A 16,042-nucleotide genomic window follows, 5' to 3' on the forward strand; every position below is an offset into this window, starting at 1 on the left:
CCGACGTCGTCCCGAGACGATGGCCGTTTGCCGAGGTCGGACACCGACACACAGGCGTCCGCCCAGACAGGGGGGAAAGCGCGCGAAAGCGCGCTTTTTTTTTGTCTGCCCGGTCCTTCGCGCGACAATAGCGGCTGATCAGGGAGAGCGCATGTCCGCGATGCATTGGTTTTCCGTGCCGACATTCCGGTTTGTCGGCGTCGCTTCGGCGCGGCGCGGCGCGTACTTGTGCCACCGCGCTGGCGGGAGGCCTCGCGCATGATGCGCAGGGCGGGGGCGGCGCTGTTCGCGAGTGCACTCGTCGCGCTGATGCTCGCGCCGCTCGCGCTGGTGTTCGGCCTTTTTTGGCAGCTGGGCGGCGAATCGGTGCGCGCGCATCTGATCGAGGCCGTGCACGGGCGACTCGGTGTCGTGCTGTTTGCGCTGGTATTGCTGCTGAGCGTCGGCGCGATGCTGGCGTGCCGGCTGCATCGTGCTCATGTGCGTCAGGCCTTCACCCTCGCCGAGGAGATCGAATTGATCGCCGGCGCGGGCGAGCAACTGCGCATCCGCGAGCATGGCCCGGCTTCGCTTCGCGCCATCGAGCGCGCCGTCAATGTGCTCGCGGCGCGGCGCGAGGCCTTGCGCGCCGATGTCGCCGAGCAGGTCGCGCAGGCGCAGCGCTCCATCGAGGCCGAGCGCAATCGCCTGGCCGCGCTGATGGGCGAACTCGCGCAAAGTGTCGTGGTGTGCAATCTGGACGGGCGCATCCTGCTCTACAACGCGCGCGCGAGGGAGCAGTTCCGCGGCCTGTCGGCGAGTCCGCAACTGGCCGACGGGAGCGAACTGATCGGGCTGGGACGCTCCATCCACGCGGTGTTCGAGCGCGACGTGATCGCGCACGGCCTGGAGACCGTGCGCCGGCGCCTGGCGCGCGGCGACGACCCGGCCGTGGCGAACTTCGTTCTGGGCTGCGGCCAGGGCCATCTGTTGCGCGTGCGCATGTCGCCCGTGCTCGCCGAGGGCAGTCGCGAACCCGACGGTTTCATTCTGCTGTTCGACGACATCACCAGCCAGTTTGTCAGCGAGGCCCGGCGTGATCGCCTGATGCAGTCGCTGACCGACGACAATCGCGCCTCGCTCGCCACCTTGTGTGCGGCCGCCGAGCAACTCGCCAGGGAAGGGGGTGATGCATCGCAGCGCGCGCGCCGGATCGCCGAGGTCCGCAGCGAGGCGACACGCATGGGCGAGCGTTTCGACACCGCCGCGGCGGAACTGGCCGAGGCGCGACGCGCGCGCTGGCCGCTCGAGGAAATGCACGCGACCGATCTGGTCGATGCCGTGCGTGTGCGTATCGCGGCCGCCACGGGTGTCGCAGTCGAGGTCGAACAGGTCGACGATGTGTGGCTCGAGGCCGACAGTTTCTCGCTGTTGCAGGCCGTGGCCTTCCTCGCCTGGAGAATCCGCGAGGCGTCCGAAGCGTACACCCTGTCGCTCCGCCTGTTGCGGGTCGCGGACAAGGTGTGTCTGGGTCTGGGATGGAGCGGGCATCCGGTTTCCGAAGAGACGGTCGCCGCCTGGGAGATCGAATCCATGCGCGCCGCAGATCGTGTTCTGCCGACGACGGTGCGCGAGGTCATCGAGCGTCACGGTGGCGAAATGCGCTTCGAGCGCGAGCGCGCACGTGGCCGCATCTGGCTGGGCATGATGCTGCGCGAAGCGGTGGCACGGCCGGACGAGGCCGGCGCGCGCGGTGTGCCCCTCGCCGACGGGCGACCGGAGTTCTACGACTTCGATATCTTCGACTGGGCGGAGGATGCGCGCGTGCTCGACGACACGCCGCTGTCCGCGCTCAACTACACCGCCTTCGATACGGAGACCACCGGTCTGGATCCTTCGGGCGGCGACGAGATCATCCAGATCGGCGCCACGCGCATCGTCAATGCCAAGCTGCTGCGCGGCGAGTCCTTCGAACAACTGATCGACCCGCGTCGCGCGCTGCGCCCCGAATCGATTGCGGTGCACGGCATCGTGCCCGAGCTGCTGGCCGGCCAGCCGACCATCGACGCGGTGCTGCCCGCGTTCCGTGCCTTCGTCGCCGACACCGTGCTGGTGGCCCACAACGCCGCCTTCGACATGCGCTTCCTGCAGCTCAAGGAGGCGAGTACCGATGTCGTGTTCGACCGGCCGGTGCTCGATACGCTGCTGATCTCGGCGTTGCTGCATCCGAACCAGGAATCGCATCGGCTGGAGTCCATCGCCGAGCGCCTGGGGGTGACGGTGAGCGCGCGCCACACGGCGCTGGGGGACGCCATCGTCACCGCCGAAGTGTTCATCCGCATGCTGCCGCTGCTCGCCGAGCGCGGCATCCGTACGCTCGGGGAACTGCGCGAGGCGAGCGAGCGCACCTTCTACGCGCGGATACGCTACTGATGGCGGGGCGGGACGGCTTCGCGCGAAGGCTGCTGCGCAACTACCTGATCTACGCGGTGGTCTTCGTCGCGTTGCTGGTGGCGCTGGCCGTGGGCGAGCGCCACGGCCTGTCGGAGGCCACCATCGGCATGGTGTTCCTGTTCGGCACGGTGGGCATCTATGCCGGCATCGGCGTGGCCAGCCGCACATCCGACCTGAACGAGTACTACGTCGCCGGGCGGCGTGTGCCGGCGGTGTTCAACGGCATGGCGACCGCCGCCGACTGGATGAGCGCGGCGTCCTTCATCGGGCTGGCCGGTTCGCTTTACTTCTCGGGTTTCGAGGGGCTGGCCTTCGTCACCGGATGGACCGGCGGTTTCGTGCTGGTGGCGCTGCTGCTCGCCCCCTATCTGCGACGCTTCGGGCAGTACACGATTCCGGATTTCCTCGGCGCGCGCTACGAAGGGCATGTGGTGCGCATCGTCGGCCTGGCTGCCGCGGTGCTCGCGAGCTTCGTGTATCTGGTCGCGCAGATCTATGGCGTGGGCCTGGTCACCAGCCGCTTCGTCAGTGTCGAATTCGAGATCGGCTTGTTCATCGGTCTGGCGGGCATCCTGGTGTGTTCCTTCCTGGGCGGCATGCGCGCGATCACCTGGACCCAGGTCGCGCAGTACCTGGTGCTGATCGTCGCCTATCTGGTGCCGGTGACCATGCTCGCCTACAAGAGTACCGGCGTACCCGTGCCGCAGCTGATGTACGGCCCGGTCATGGAAAAACTGTCCGAACGAGAAGGCGAGCTGATCTGGGACTGGCGCGAGGCCGAGGCGCGCGAGCTGTACCGTCAGCGTGCTGAAGACTACGTGCAGCGCATTGCGGGGTTGCCCGAGTCGCTCGAAACAGAACGGCGCGAGCGCGCGGCCGAGCTCAAGGCCTTGCTCGCACGCGACGCGCCGGCGCGCGAGATCGTGCAGCTCGAACGCGCGCTGCGCGACATCCCGCCCACGCCCGAGGCGGCGCGCGAGGCCTGGAGCGAGGCGCGCGACGAGGCCCTGCGACGCGCCGAGGTGCCCAACCGCTTCGCCCAGGCCCATCCGGGCGTATTGCCCGAACAGGAGGCCGAGTCGCGCAACAACTTCATCGCGCTGGTGTTCGTGCTGATGATCGGCACCGCTGCATTGCCTCACATCCTCGCGCGCTACTACACCACGCCGGGCGTGACGCAGACGCGAAGTTCGGTGTTCTGGACGCTGTTCTTCATCCTCATGCTCTATCTGGCGGCCCCGGCCTATGCGGTCTTCGCCAAGTGGGAGGTCTACAGCAACGTGGTCGGCACCGAGATCTCGGCGCTGCCCTCGTGGGTGGCCTCGTGGGGCAAGGTCGGCATGGTGCGCTTCGAGGACATCAACGGTGACGGCATCCTTCAGCTCGCCGAGCTGTGGCTCAACACCGACGCCATCGTACTGGCCACACCGGAAATCGCAGGGCTGCCCTATGTGGTCGCCGGGCTTGTAGCCGCCGGCGGGCTGGCCGCGGCCTTGTCGACCGCCGACGGACTGCTGCTGACGATCTCCAATTCGCTCTCGCACGACCTGTACTTTCGCGTGATGCGGCCGTCGGCCCCGTCCCATCGCCGGCTGCTGATGTCCAAGTCCGCGTTGCTGCTGGTCGCCATCGCCGCTGCATGGGTGGCCTCGCTGCGACCGGACAACATCCTGTTCCTGGTCGGCCTGGCCTTCTCGCTGGCGGCATCGGCCTTCTTCCCGGCGCTGGTGCTGGGCATCTTCTGGCAGCGCGCCAACCGCGCCGGCGCGATCGCCGGCATGCTCTCGGGGCTGGCGCTGACGATGTTCTACGTGATGCGCACGCATCCCTTCTTCGGTGGCGATGCGGCCAATGCCTGGTTCGGCATCCGTCCCATTTCGGCCGGCGCCTTCGGCGTGGTGCTGGGTTTCGCCGTGATCGTCGTGGTCAGCCTGCTCACGCCCGCGCCATCGCCGGCCGCCACATCCTTCGTGCGCCGCGTGCGCTCGCCCGAGTCCGACGAGCCCGACGACGCCTCGTTGCACTGAGATCGGGGTTCCGTGCGGCGAGAGTTCTGCTAGAATGCCGCGCTCGGCGTGGAGAGGTGGATGAGTGGTTTAAATCGCACGCCTGGAAAGCGTGTTCAGGGTAATCCCCTGACGCGGGTTCGAATCCCGCCCTCTCCGCCACGACCTTAGAAAAGCCCTGATTGTTCAGGGCTTTTTCTTTTCTCTCCGGTTGGTGTGCTTGTCTGATGTGCGATCGGCCGTCATAGCAGAAGCACGCTGGCGAGGCCGAGGAAGGCGAAGAAGCCGACGACGTCGGTCACCGTGGTGAGAATGGCGCTGCCGGCGAGCGCGGGGTCGATGCCCATGCGCTCGAGTACGAGCGGAATGGCGAGGCCGGCCAGGGCGGCGCACAGCAGGTTGATGAGGATCGCCACGGCAATGACACCGCCGATGCCCCAGTCGCCGAACCACACGACCGCCAGCGCCGCGACCACCAGGGCCCACAGCAGGCCGTTGAGTACCGAAATGCCCACCTCGCGATTTAGCAGCACGCGGATGTTGCCCCGTTGTACCTGCTTGAGGGCGAGGCCGCGGATGACCAGGGTCAGGGTCTGGCTGCCGGCAATGCCGCCCATGCTGGCGACGATGGGCATGAGCACGGCCAGTGCGACCAGTTGTTCGAGCGTGGCCTGAAAGCGGCCGATCACCCAGGCGGCGAGAAAGGCGGCGACGAGGTTGATGCCCAGCCATACCGCACGCCGTCTGGAGCTGACCAGAACCGGTGCGAACATGTCGGCTTCGTCGTCGAGGCCGGCCATCTGCATGACGGTTCGGTCCGATTCCTCGCGGATCAGATCGACCACGTCATCGACGGTGATGCGACCGAGCAGTCGCTGCCGATCGTCGACCACCGGTGCCGAGAGCAGATCGAGGTCCTGGAACAGGAGCGCCACATCGCGACTCGCGGTGTCGACCGGGATGCCCACGACGTCGGTGTGCATCAGTTCCGCCACGGTCGCATCGAGGTTGGCCGTCACCAGCGCCGACAGGCGCAATGCGCCCTGATATCGTCCCGAACGGTCGACCACCATGAGCATGTCGGTCTGCGGTGGCAGGGTCTCGAGCAGGCGCAGATAGCGCAGCACGGTGCCGGCCTGGACGTCGGCGCGGACTTCGATCACGTCCGCGTTCATCAGGCCGCCGGCGGATTCCTCCGGGTAGGACAGCATCGACTCGAGTTGCTCGCGCCGCGCGCCCGCGGTGGCGTGCACCAGCCGGCTGCCGAGTTCGTGGGGGAGGGTCTGGATGAGGTCGACGAGGTCGTCGAGCTCCAGGTGTTCGACCGCACTGATGAGGTCTTCGAGATCGAGTTGCTGCGCCAGCGCGGCGCTGATCTCGTCGTGAAGATAGGCGAGCACGCGGCCGGCGCGTTCGGTCTCGACCATGCTCCAGGCTTCGTTGCGTTCGGCCGGCGGCAATGCCTCGAGCAGGCCGGCGACCTTGGCCGGATGCATGTGGTGCAGCAGCTTGCCGACGCGCTTGAGCTTGCCCTGCTCGAGGGCGTGGCGCACCGCTTCGAGCTGGCTGATGCCGTCGCCGGACCCGTGCTCTGGCGCCGCGGCCTCGTCGGCGTGTGCGTCATGCGCCTCACCGGCCAGGGAGCGGCGCAAGTCACCCTTGAGGTGGGCTAGAATGCGCCCCTCGCGCGAAGCTTCCACCTGTTGCCAAAGCGCGCTGCGCTGGCCGGCATCGAGGCGCTCGAGCAGCGCCGCGATCATGGCTGGATGCATGCGGTGGAGCAGCTTGCGCACACGCTTGTTGCGCCCTTGCGCCAAGGCCTGGGTGATCTGCCCGCTCTGGCTCGGCGGGTGCTCGTCGGGTCTGGATGTCATCGTCTTCTTCTCGTCGTTCGCTTTGTCCGGAGCGCGCTCCGCGGGCCCGATCCGGCCGCCCCGGCGCAGCATTGCATCGCGGAGCCCTTCTTGCCAGCCGGGGAACTGCAAGCCCCTCGGGAAAGCCCGGCAGCCGGACCGAACCCGGGGCCGCGCGAGTCATGCATTCAAGTTTGCCGCCAAGCAAACGTTATTGGCTAATAGAGTCCCCGAAGGGATCGTGAAACCCGTAATCGCAGGACAAGCATACCGATGCGCAACAATCAGCCGGTGACCGGCACCGAAAGAGTCCTTCGTGACGACATCGCGATCATCTCGCACACCGATTCGCGAGGCATGATCGAGTTCTGCAACGACGACTTCCTCGAGGCCAGCAGCTACACGCGCGAGGAACTCATCGGGCAGCCGCACAACATCCTGCGCCATCCGGACATGCCGGCCGAGGCCTTCCGTGACCTGTGGGCCACGGTGCAGAGCGGGCGTCCGTGGATGGGCATCGTCAAGAACCGCTGCAAGAACGGCGACCACTACTGGGTGAGGGCGACCGTCACGCCGCAGCCTGCGGGCGGCTTCACCTCGGTGCGCATCAAGGCCACGCGAGAGGAGGTGGCCGGCGCGGACGCGCTCTACCGCGACATGAACCGCAGTCGCTCGATCCGGCTCCACGAGGGGCGGGTGGTGCGCGGCGGGCTTGCCGGCATCGGCGGCCGGCTGCTGCGCATGCTCGACGACCTGCGCTTCGGCGCCAAGCTGTTCCTGGTGCTGGCGCTCGCCGCATTGCCGCAGATCGGCGCACTGGGCTGGATGATGACCGGCACGGGCTTGCCGGAGCAGCGTACGTCGGCAGCGCTGGCGATCTCGGTTGCGGGCTTCGCCATCGCCCTGGTGTTGACGCTGCTCATGGCCGCGCGCACGCGACGTCGCTCCGACGAAACTCTGAGCATCCTGCGCGGCATCGCTGCGGGCGAGCTCAAGGCGCGCGTGCCGACCGGCGCGCGCGACGAGATCGGCGATTGTCTGACTTCCGGCGCGGTGCTGCGCAACGCGCTGCACGAGGCCATCGCACTGATCCACCAGAGTTCGCAGAAGCTCACCGGCGCGAGTGGCGATCTGGAGGGCGCGGCGGGGCGTTCGGTCGATGCCTCGGAGAGCCAGTCCGAGGCCGTGGCCTCGATGGCTGCGGCGATCGAGCAGTTGAGCGTGTCGGTCGATCATGTCGGCGACAACGCTGGCGTCGCGGTGGAGGCCGGGCGTGAATCGAGCGCGGCTGCGGACGAGAGCGAGCGCGCCGTGCATCGGGCCGCCGTGAGCATCGACGAGGCGGCCGCGGCGGTGGCCGCGACCGAGGCGACCATGACGGAGCTGGCCACCAAGACCGGCGAGATCTCCAAGGTCGTCAACCTGATCGGGGAGGTCGCCGAGCAGACCAATCTGCTCGCGCTCAACGCCGCCATCGAGGCGGCGCGCGCGGGCGAGTCGGGGCGCGGTTTCGCGGTGGTTGCCGACGAGGTGCGCAAGCTCGCCGAACGCACTTCGCAGTCGACCGAGACCATCGCCCGCAGCATCGAAGGCATTCAGTCGATCGCCGGGGCAGTGTCGCGCGAGGTCGCGGCCAACAGCGAAAAGGTGCGCGCGGGTGCGCGCGAGGCGCACGCGGCCGGCGACGTCGTGGGCCGCATCCGCGACCTCGCCACGCGCGCCGACGACGCCATCGCGCAGATCCGCGATGCGCTGCTCGAACAGGGCAATGCGGCGCGCGAACTGGCGCGCAACGTCGAGCATGTTTCGTCGATGTCGCAGACCAGCGTCGATGAGGCACGCGTGTCGGCCAAGGTGTCGCGACAGGTGTCGGGTTACGCCGAACAACTCGGTTCGGTGTCCTCGCGCTTCCGGCTCTAGCAGCCGATCTGCGCGCGACTGTGCATTCTTTCCGGTGCGCCGCACGATTGTCGTGATCAATCCGTATCGCCGCGCGGTGTGAATTTTGTAACATCCGCTCAGTGTCCCGTCTTGACGGCGCGGGGCGACGCCGTTCCGGTGCGCTGCCGGGGTCTCCGACCGTGTGGCACGGGGGAACCATGGACGAGCAAACGAGGCCCGCTCGCGAAGCTGCGCGCATCGCCATCGGCTATCTGGTGCTGAGTCTGCTGTGGGTGTTCGTCTCGGATCGTCTGACCGTCGGCCTGGCGGGCGCCGACGCCGAACTGATGGCCACGTTGCAGACATGGAAGGGCGCCTTCTACATGCTCGTCATGGCGGTGCTGCTGTACTTCATCGTACGCCGCACGCTCGAGCGCCAACTCGGCTCGGAGCTTGCGCTCAACGCCCTCAACGTGGACCTCGAACATCGCGTGGGCGAGCGCACCACCCAGCTCGAGATGGCCAACCGCGAACTCGAGTCCTTTTCGTATTCCGTTTCGCATGACCTCAAGGCGCCGCTGCGCGGCGTCGACGGCTACAGCCAGATCCTGCTGCTCGATCACGCCGACCAGTTCGACGACGAAGGTCGCGAGCTGATCGGCAATATCCGCGACGGCGTGGCGCAGATGCACATGCTGATCGAGGACATGCTGGCCTATTCACGCATGGAGCGGCGCGCGCTCGACGCGCGCGTGATGCCGCTCGAGCCCATCGTGCGCAGCATCGTCGACCAGCGCGAGACGGCCTCGGTCGGCGACGATCCGGCCGCCCAGATCGAGATCGTTCACGATGTGGGCACCGACCTGGCCGCGCGTATCGATCGCGACGGCTTCGCGCTGGCGCTGCGCAATCTGCTCGAGAACGCCATCAAGTTCAGCCGCACGAGCGCCGCCCCGCGCATCGAGATCGGTGCGCGCGCGAGCGACGGCCGGGTTCTGCTGTGGGTGCGTGACAACGGCATCGGATTCGACATGCAGTACCATGACCGCATCTTCGACATTTTCCAGCGCCTGCATCGTGCCGAGGACTATCCGGGCACCGGCGTCGGGCTCGCCCTGGTGCGAAAGGCCGTCTCGCGAATGGGCGGCCGGGTGTGGGCCGAGAGCGAAGTCGGCCGGGGTGCGACCTTCTTCCTGGAGCTTCCGCGATGACGACCGAAAGCCTGCCGCAGCCGATCCTGCTGGTCGAGGACAATCCGGTCGATCTGGACCTGACGATGCGCGCCTTCCGTCGTCGGCGCTTCGGCAATCCGGTGGAGGTTGCGCGTGACGGCGAGGAGGCCATCGCCTGGATGGATCGCTGGGAGCAGGGCGAGGCCTTGCCGGCGGTGATCCTGCTCGACATCAAGTTGCCGCGCGTCAACGGGCTCGAGGTGCTGCGCCGGCTCAAGGCACACGAGCGCTTCCGCCTCATTCCGGTGGTCATGCTGACTTCCTCGGCCGAAAATGGCGACCTGCAGGCGGCCTACGACCTGGGCGCCAATTCCTACATCGTCAAACCGGTCGATTTCGGCAAGTTCATGGAAGTGGCCGAACAGATCGAACTGTTCTGGTGCGTGCTCAACCGCGCCCCGAGGTGACGGCTCGATGCGCGCTCTCTACGTCGAGGATTCCGCCGCAGATGCCGATCTGGCGCGACGCGCGCTGCGCCGCTCGGCGCCGACGCTGGAACTCGACGTCGCGACCACGCTGTCGGCGGCGCGCGCGCTGCTCGACGAACACGCCTACGACGTCGTGCTGCTCGATCTGGGTCTGCCCGACGGCAGCGGCTTCGACTTTCTCGCCGAGCTCGGCGAGGCGGTGGTCTCGCCGGCGGTGGTGGTGCTCACCGGTTCGGGCGAGCAGGACGTCGCCCTGTCCGCGCTCAAGGCCGGCGCGGATGACTACGTCACCAAGCGCGACGACTATCTCGCGCAACTGCCCGCCGCGCTGACCTCGGCCATCGAGCGCCACCATGAGCATGCCCAGCGGCGCAGCCGGCGCATGCGCGTGCTCTACGCCGAGCCAAATGCCTTCGACGTCGACCTCACGCGCCGCCATTTCGCCCGCCATGCGCCCCACATCCGGCTGGATCTGGTCGCGCTGGCCGACGAGGTGCTCACCATCTTCGATGGCGCCACGGGCTATGACGCGGTCGTGCTCGACTACCGCCTGCCGGGCATCGACGGGCTCGAGCTGGTGCGTATCCTGCGCCGCCAGCGCGGCCTGGACGTGCCGATCGTGCTGCTCACCGGCCACGGCAGCGGCGAAATCGCGGCCAAGGCCCTGCGCCTGGGGGTCGACGACTACCTGCCCAAGCGCGAAGGCTATCTGTTCGAGCTGGCGGTCACGCTGGAGAAATTGCAAAGTCAGGCCGAGTTGCGCCGCGAACGCGCCGAACTGACCGAGAGCGAGAAGCGCTTTCGCAACCTGTTCGAGCACACGCCCGCGATCGCCGTGCAGGGCTACGACCGCAACTGCCGCGTGCTCTACTGGAACCGCGCCAGTGAGTCGCTGTATGGCTACACCGCGGAGCAGGCCATGGGTCGCGATCTGGTCGATCTGATCGTGCCCGAGCCGCAGCGCGAGGCGATGCGCGCGCTGGCCCAGCGTTGGACCGACAGCGGAGCCCCGGTTCCCGCTACCGAGCTTGCTCTGCAGCGCCAGGACGGCACGCCGGTGCATGTGCTCACGAGTGTCGTCACCTTCACCACCGCGCATGGCGAGAAGGAGATCTACAGCGTCGACGTGGACCTGAGCGAACGTGTGGCCTCGCGCCGCCTGCAGCAGGCCCGCACCGAAGTGCTCAACGGCATCGCTGCCGATGCGCCCCTCGACACCGTACTGGGCACCATCGTCGCCGAGGTGGAGTCGCTGCTGACGCACTCGCAGCGGGTGGACGTGCTGTTCTTCGAACCTGGCGGCAAGGTGTTGGCCGACGTGCGTCGTCATCGTCTGGCGCTGCTCGATGACGCGTTGGCGCAGCGCTGCGTCGCCGCCGGTTCGCAGGGCATGTTCGTGGATCTGGATTCGGTCGGCGACGATCACGCCGCGGCCCTGTGGTCGGCCCCACTGCGTGACGAGGCGGGCACGGTGATCGGGGCGCTGGCCGTGTCGTGCCAGCGACCTGGCGAACCGGCCGCGGGCGAGCGCGAGATCCTCGCCGAGTTCGCGAGCCTGGCCAGCCTGGCCGTGCAGAAGCGCCGTGTCGCCGATGCCGTGCGCCAGCGCGAGGACGCGCTCGAGATGGCCGCGCGAGCGGCGCTGGAGCTGCTGCGCGAGGACGATCTGGACCTCGGCCTGCGCACCGTGCTCGAAGCGGTAGGACGGCATGTGGGCGGCGACTCGACCTATGTGTTCGAGGTTCATCCGCATCCCGACGACGGCCGTCCGGCGGCGAGCATTCGTCATCGCTGGGAAACCGAGGGGCTGCTCCATCATGTACCCGATGCCGAGGTCACCGACCTGCCCATCGAGGATGTCGGCCTGGGTCGCTGGCTGGAGTGCCTGGGCCGGGGTGACTCCTTCGTCGCGGATATCGATGAACTTCCCGAGGCCGAGCGCCGCTTCTTCGATGACAAGACCGTGGCGAGCATCATGCTCCTGCCGCTGTTCTGCAACGGCAGCCTGTGGGGCTGTGTCGGCATCGAGACGGAAGTGCGGCGCCAGCACTGGAGTGCGTCCGACGAGAGCGTGCTGCGCATTGTCGCGGCCGGCATCTCGGCCGCGATCGAGCGCAAGCTGGCCCTCGACAGCCTGCGGCGCGCGGCGGCGGTGTTCGAGAGCACGCGCGACGGTATCGTCATCACCGACCTGCACGGCTTCATCGTTGCGATCAATCGCGCCTATACCGAGATCACCGGCTTCACCGAGGCCGAGGCGCTGGGGCGCAAATCCAGCCTGCTGCGCTCTGAACGGCAGGGCGAGCGCTTCTATCGCGAACTGTGGCAGAGCCTGCGCGAGCGGGGCCACTGGCAGGGGGAGGTCTGGAACCGGCGCAAGGACGGCGAGGTCGGCCCGACCTGGCTGTCGATCTCGACGGTGCGCGATGCGCACGGCAATGCCACGCAGTATGTCGGCGTGATGACCGACATCAGCCAGCTGAAGAACTCCGAAGCCGAACTGCAGCGTCTCGCCCATTTCGACCCGCTCACCGGCCTGCCCAACCGCGTGCTCGTCAACCTGCGCCTGGAGCATGCCATCGACCATGCGGCGCGGCACGGGCACGCGATCGCGGTGTTGTTCATCGATCTGGACCGTTTCAAGGATGTCAACGACAGCTTCGGTCACCCCGTCGGCGACGAACTGCTGGTGCAGATCGGCCTGCGCCTCAGAAGCCGCGTGCGTGCCGACGATACGCTCGCGCGCCTGGGTGGCGACGAGTTCCTGATGGTCATGGAACGGCTCGACGAGCCCGAAGAGGCCGCACGTGTGGCGATGACGCTGATCCGGCTACTCGACGACCCCTTCGTGCTGTCCGGAGGGCAGGAGGTCTATGTGGGTTCGAGCGTGGGCATCAGCATCTACCCGCAGGATGGTGCCGACCCGACCGAGCTGATCCAGCATGCGGACGCAGCGCTCTACCAGGCCAAGGCCGAGGGGCGCAGCACCTTCCGTTTCTACACGGCCGAACTGAGCCGCGCCGCGCAACAGCGCGTGGAACTGGAGACGCGCATGCGGCGCGCGCTCGAACGCGACGAGTTCGAACTGCATTACCAGCCGCAGATCGATGTCCCCAGCGGGCGCATCGTCGGCTGCGAGGCCTTGCTGCGCTGGCGCGATCCGGAACGCGGCCTGATTTCCCCGGGCGAGTTCATCCCCATCGCGGAGGGCAACGGCCTGATCGTGCCGCTGGGCGAGTGGACGTTGCGCGCGGCCTGCGAACAGGCACGACGATGGACCGATGCGGGCCTGGCGCCGATGACGATGGCAGTCAATCTGTCCGGTCGGCAGCTGTGGCATTCGGATCTGCCGCAACGCATCGCGCTCATCATCGAGGAGACCGGCATCGACCCTGCACGACTTGAGCTGGAACTGACCGAGAGCACCATCATGGGTCACGAGGAACTGGCCGGCGAGCGCCTGCGAGAACTCAAGGCATTGGGCGTGACGCTGGCCATCGACGACTTCGGCACGGGATATTCCTCACTCGCCTACCTCAAGCGCTTTCCCATCGACGTGCTGAAGATCGACCGCGAGTTCGTGCGCGACGTGCCGCACGATGTGGGCGACATGGAGATCGCCTCGGCCATCGTCGCGATGGCGCGCACGCTGCGCATGCGCGTGGTGGCCGAAGGGGTAGAGACGGGCGATCAGCTCGAGTTTCTGAAAGGACAGTCCTGCGATCTGTACCAGGGCTTTCTGTTCAGCCCGGCGGTGCTGCCCGATGCCTTCGTGCGTCTGCTCGGTGCCCCGGTGGCGACATGAGATGCCCGTGATGCGGTTCGCGATGGCGCTCGTCCTGCTGCTGCTCGCGCCGCTCGCGCTGGCCGACGCGCGGGCCCGCCCCGAAGGCGCCAGCGGGTTCGCCGCGAAGCCGGCGGTGCGCAGCGAGGCGGCGATGGTGGTCACCGCCAATCCCCACGCCACGCGCATCGCCGCCCATGTGTTGCGCGACGGTGGCACGGCGGCCGACGCGGCGATCGCAGCGGCTTTCGCGCTGAATGTCGTCGAGCCACAGTCGTCGGGCATCGGCGGCGGTGGTTTCCTGCTGCACTACGATGCGGCGTCGTCGCACGTGATCGCCTGGGACGGGCGCGAGAGCGCGCCGGCGGCCGTCGACGAGAACCTGTTCCGGCCCGAAGGACAGAGCATGGCTTTCTTCGATGCCGTGGTCGGTGGCCGCTCGGTGGGCGTGCCCGGCCTGGCGCGCATGCTCGAAGCCGTACATGGCGAACACGGGCGTCTGTCGTGGGCGCGCCTGTTACAGCCGGCGATCGACCTGGCCGAGGGCGGCTTCGATGTCTCGCCACGCCTGCATGCGTTGCTCGCGCGTGACCGCTTCCTGGCCGACGATGCGGCCGCGCGCGCGCTCTACTACGACGCGGCGGGACGGCCGCTGGGGGTCGGCACGCGCGTGCGCAATGCGGCGCTGGCACGCGTTTTTCGCGCCATTGCGCGTGACGGCGCGGACGTACTCCACCATGGTCCGATCGCGCACGACATCGTCGCCGCGGTGCGCGCCGCGCCCAATCCGGGCCTGCTGTCAGAATCCGATCTGGCCACCTATCGGCCGGTTCGGCGCGAGGCCTTGTGCGCGCCCTACCGCGTGATGCGCGTATGCGGCATGCCGCCGCCGAGCGCCGGGGGCGGGGCGGTGCTGGCGCTGCTGGGTGTGCTCGAGCGCTTCGATCTGGCTGCGCTGGATGCGGATTCGGCCTTCGTCGCCCATCTGTTCGCCGAGGCCGGACGTCTGGCCTTCGCCGATCGCGACGCCTGGTACGGCGACCCGCAGGCGATGCCGCTGAGTGCCGCGGCGCTGATCGATCCCGGGTATCTCGCCCGACGCGCCGCGCTGATCTCCCTGAGCGACACGATGGGGCGGGCTCGGCCGGGGCGCCCGGATACGACCAAACTGCCGCGTGCGGCGGTTTCGCCGGAACGCGCCGCCACCAGCCACGTATCCATCGTCGATGCGGAAAGCAACGCGGTGTCGCTGACCGCCTCGATCGAGAACGCCTTCGGCAGCCGGCGCATGGTGCACGGCTTTCTGCTCAACAATCAGCTCACGGATTTTTCATTCGAGCCGCGCCAGGCCGATGGCACGCCGCACCCGAATCGTGTCGCGCCGGGGCGCCGGCCGCGCAGTTCGATGGCGCCGACGCTGGTATTCGACGGGGCGGGGCGGCTGTTCGCGGTCAGTGGCGCGCCGGGTGGCAGTCGCATCATCAATTACGTGGCGGCGAGCATCGTCGCGGTCGTGGACTGGGCGCTGGCGCCGGACGTGACGCTGGCGCGAGCACATGCAGGCAGCCGCAACGGCCCGACCGAAGTCGAGGACACACCCGCCGGTCGCCGCCTGGCGCGTCGGCTGGAAGCGGCGTTCGGGCATGAAGTGACGCTCGCGGACATGACCAGCGGACTTGCGCTGATCGTGCGCGACGGCGATGGCTGGGTGGGCGCGGCCGATCCCCGGCGTGAAGGCGTGGCCGAGGCGGTCAGCCCCTGAGCCGCGGATTGAGCGTAAAGGTGCCGGTGATCGAAGCTTCTGCCAGGATGTGGCCGGCGATCGCCTGACGCACGTCGTTGCCGTCGAAGCGTCCTTCGACATCGCAGCGTTCGACGTCGAGCGCGTAGAGCGTGAACACGTAGCGATGCACCAGGGTGTCGTTCCACGGCGGGCAGGGGCCGTCGTAGCCGTGGTAATCGCCGGCCATGCTCTCGTCGCCGGCGAACCACGCGGTGTAATCGTTGACGCCGTGGCGCGCGCCGCCGGGGGCCTGCGGGGCGCTCTTGCCACCCGGCGTGACTTCGGACGAATGGCTGCCCGCGGCGATTTCGCGGGCATCGGCGGGGAGGTCGACCAGCACCCAGTGGAAGAAATCCACGCGCCAAAGGTCGGCTGGCACTTCACGGTCTTCCTTGTTGACGTCGTCGCCCCGACTGGGCACGTCGGGGTCGTGGCAGATCAACACGAAGGACTTCGTGCCGTCGGGCACTTCGCTCCAGGCCAGATGCGGGTTGCGATTCGCGCCGGGGCAGACGTGGCCCTCGACGGCCGGATTGCAGAAGGCATATTCGTCCGGGATCGGCGCGTCGGCGGACAGGCTGTCGCTGCGCAGTTTCATGGGAATCTCCTGTGGGTCCGGTGAGCACGGATCGCGATTTTCGC

Annotated in this window: 9 protein-coding genes and 1 tRNA gene; 8 read left to right on the forward strand and 2 right to left on the reverse strand. The window is 68.0% G+C overall.

All coding sequences use genetic code 11. From position 1 onward, the window contains the following. Positions 1-258: 258 nt before the first annotated feature. From C0099_RS06490 to C0099_RS06500, 3 genes are all read left to right on the forward strand, one after another. Positions 259-2,412 (forward strand): 3'-5' exonuclease, encoded by a 2,154-nt coding sequence (locus C0099_RS06490; protein WP_164084879.1) that lies wholly within the window; start codon positions 259-261, stop codon positions 2,410-2,412. Then, positions 2,412-4,460 (forward strand): sodium:solute symporter family protein, encoded by a 2,049-nt coding sequence (locus C0099_RS06495; RefSeq protein ID WP_102246688.1) that lies wholly within the window; start codon positions 2,412-2,414, stop codon positions 4,458-4,460. The genes C0099_RS06490 and C0099_RS06495 overlap by 1 nt, the downstream gene beginning before the upstream one ends. A 50-nt stretch (positions 4,461-4,510) precedes the next feature. Then, positions 4,511-4,601: transfer RNA gene (locus C0099_RS06500), tRNA-Ser, on the forward strand. Between the two features lie 80 nt (positions 4,602-4,681). On the opposite strand, the gene mgtE is transcribed toward C0099_RS06500, so the two are convergent. Continuing rightward, the gene (mgtE, locus tag C0099_RS06505; protein WP_102248408.1) at positions 4,682-6,313 is read right to left on the reverse strand and encodes a magnesium transporter; all 1,632 of its coding nucleotides are present in this window, start codon (positions 6,311-6,313) and stop codon (positions 4,682-4,684) included. Positions 6,314-6,565: 252 nt separating this feature from the next. On the opposite strand from mgtE, the gene C0099_RS06510 reads away from it, so the two are divergent. From C0099_RS06510 to C0099_RS06530, 5 genes are all read left to right on the forward strand, one after another. Then, positions 6,566-8,212, forward strand: a complete 1,647-nt coding sequence (locus tag C0099_RS06510) for a methyl-accepting chemotaxis protein (protein ID WP_102246689.1) — start codon at positions 6,566-6,568, stop codon at positions 8,210-8,212. 179 nt (positions 8,213-8,391) lie between these two features. After that, a complete protein-coding gene (locus C0099_RS06515; RefSeq protein WP_102246690.1) occupies positions 8,392-9,384 on the forward strand; it encodes a sensor histidine kinase in 993 nt (330 codons plus the stop codon). Further along, on the forward strand, positions 9,381-9,812 hold the full coding sequence (locus C0099_RS06520) for a response regulator (RefSeq protein ID WP_102246691.1): 432 nt from the start codon (positions 9,381-9,383) through the stop codon (positions 9,810-9,812). The genes C0099_RS06515 and C0099_RS06520 overlap by 4 nt, the downstream gene beginning before the upstream one ends. Before the next feature lie 7 nt (positions 9,813-9,819). Beyond that, positions 9,820-13,638 carry an EAL domain-containing protein gene (locus tag C0099_RS06525; protein ID WP_102246692.1) on the forward strand — a complete coding sequence of 1,273 codons (3,819 nt, stop codon included), beginning with the start codon at positions 9,820-9,822 and terminating at the stop codon, positions 13,636-13,638. Position 13,639: 1 nt separating this feature from the next. Continuing rightward, positions 13,640-15,379 (forward strand): gamma-glutamyltransferase family protein, encoded by a 1,740-nt coding sequence (locus C0099_RS06530; RefSeq protein ID WP_228151667.1) that lies wholly within the window; start codon positions 13,640-13,642, stop codon positions 15,377-15,379. Here the strand turns inward: C0099_RS06530 and C0099_RS06535 are convergent. Beyond that, on the reverse strand, positions 15,369-15,998 hold the full coding sequence (locus tag C0099_RS06535; RefSeq protein ID WP_102246693.1) for a YbhB/YbcL family Raf kinase inhibitor-like protein: 630 nt from the start codon (positions 15,996-15,998) through the stop codon (positions 15,369-15,371). The two genes, C0099_RS06530 and C0099_RS06535, sit on opposite strands and share 11 nt — an antisense overlap. Between the last annotated feature and the right edge of the window lie 44 nt (positions 15,999-16,042).

The sequence above is a fragment of the Pseudazoarcus pumilus genome, assembly GCF_002872475.1.
In the GTDB taxonomy this organism is placed as follows: Bacteria; Pseudomonadota; Gammaproteobacteria; order Burkholderiales; family Rhodocyclaceae; genus Pseudazoarcus; species Pseudazoarcus pumilus.

Bases quoted from the DNA above. Each gene is read 5' to 3' on its own strand.
- C0099_RS06490 (WP_164084879.1), top strand. From the start codon at position 259: ATGATGCGCAGGGCGGGGGCGGCGCTGTTCGCGAGTGCACTCGTCGCG.
- C0099_RS06495 (WP_102246688.1), top strand. From the start codon at position 2,412: ATGGCGGGGCGGGACGGCTTCGCGCGAAGGCTGCTGCGCAACTACCTG.
- mgtE (WP_102248408.1), bottom strand. From the start codon at position 6,313: ATGACATCCAGACCCGACGAGCACCCGCCGAGCCAGAGCGGGCAGATC.
- C0099_RS06510 (WP_102246689.1), top strand. From the start codon at position 6,566: ATGCGCAACAATCAGCCGGTGACCGGCACCGAAAGAGTCCTTCGTGAC.
- C0099_RS06515 (WP_102246690.1), top strand. From the start codon at position 8,392: ATGGACGAGCAAACGAGGCCCGCTCGCGAAGCTGCGCGCATCGCCATC.
- C0099_RS06520 (WP_102246691.1), top strand. From the start codon at position 9,381: ATGACGACCGAAAGCCTGCCGCAGCCGATCCTGCTGGTCGAGGACAAT.
- C0099_RS06525 (WP_102246692.1), top strand. From the start codon at position 9,820: ATGCGCGCTCTCTACGTCGAGGATTCCGCCGCAGATGCCGATCTGGCG.
- C0099_RS06530 (WP_228151667.1), top strand. From the start codon at position 13,640: ATGCCCGTGATGCGGTTCGCGATGGCGCTCGTCCTGCTGCTGCTCGCG.
- C0099_RS06535 (WP_102246693.1), bottom strand. From the start codon at position 15,998: ATGAAACTGCGCAGCGACAGCCTGTCCGCCGACGCGCCGATCCCGGAC.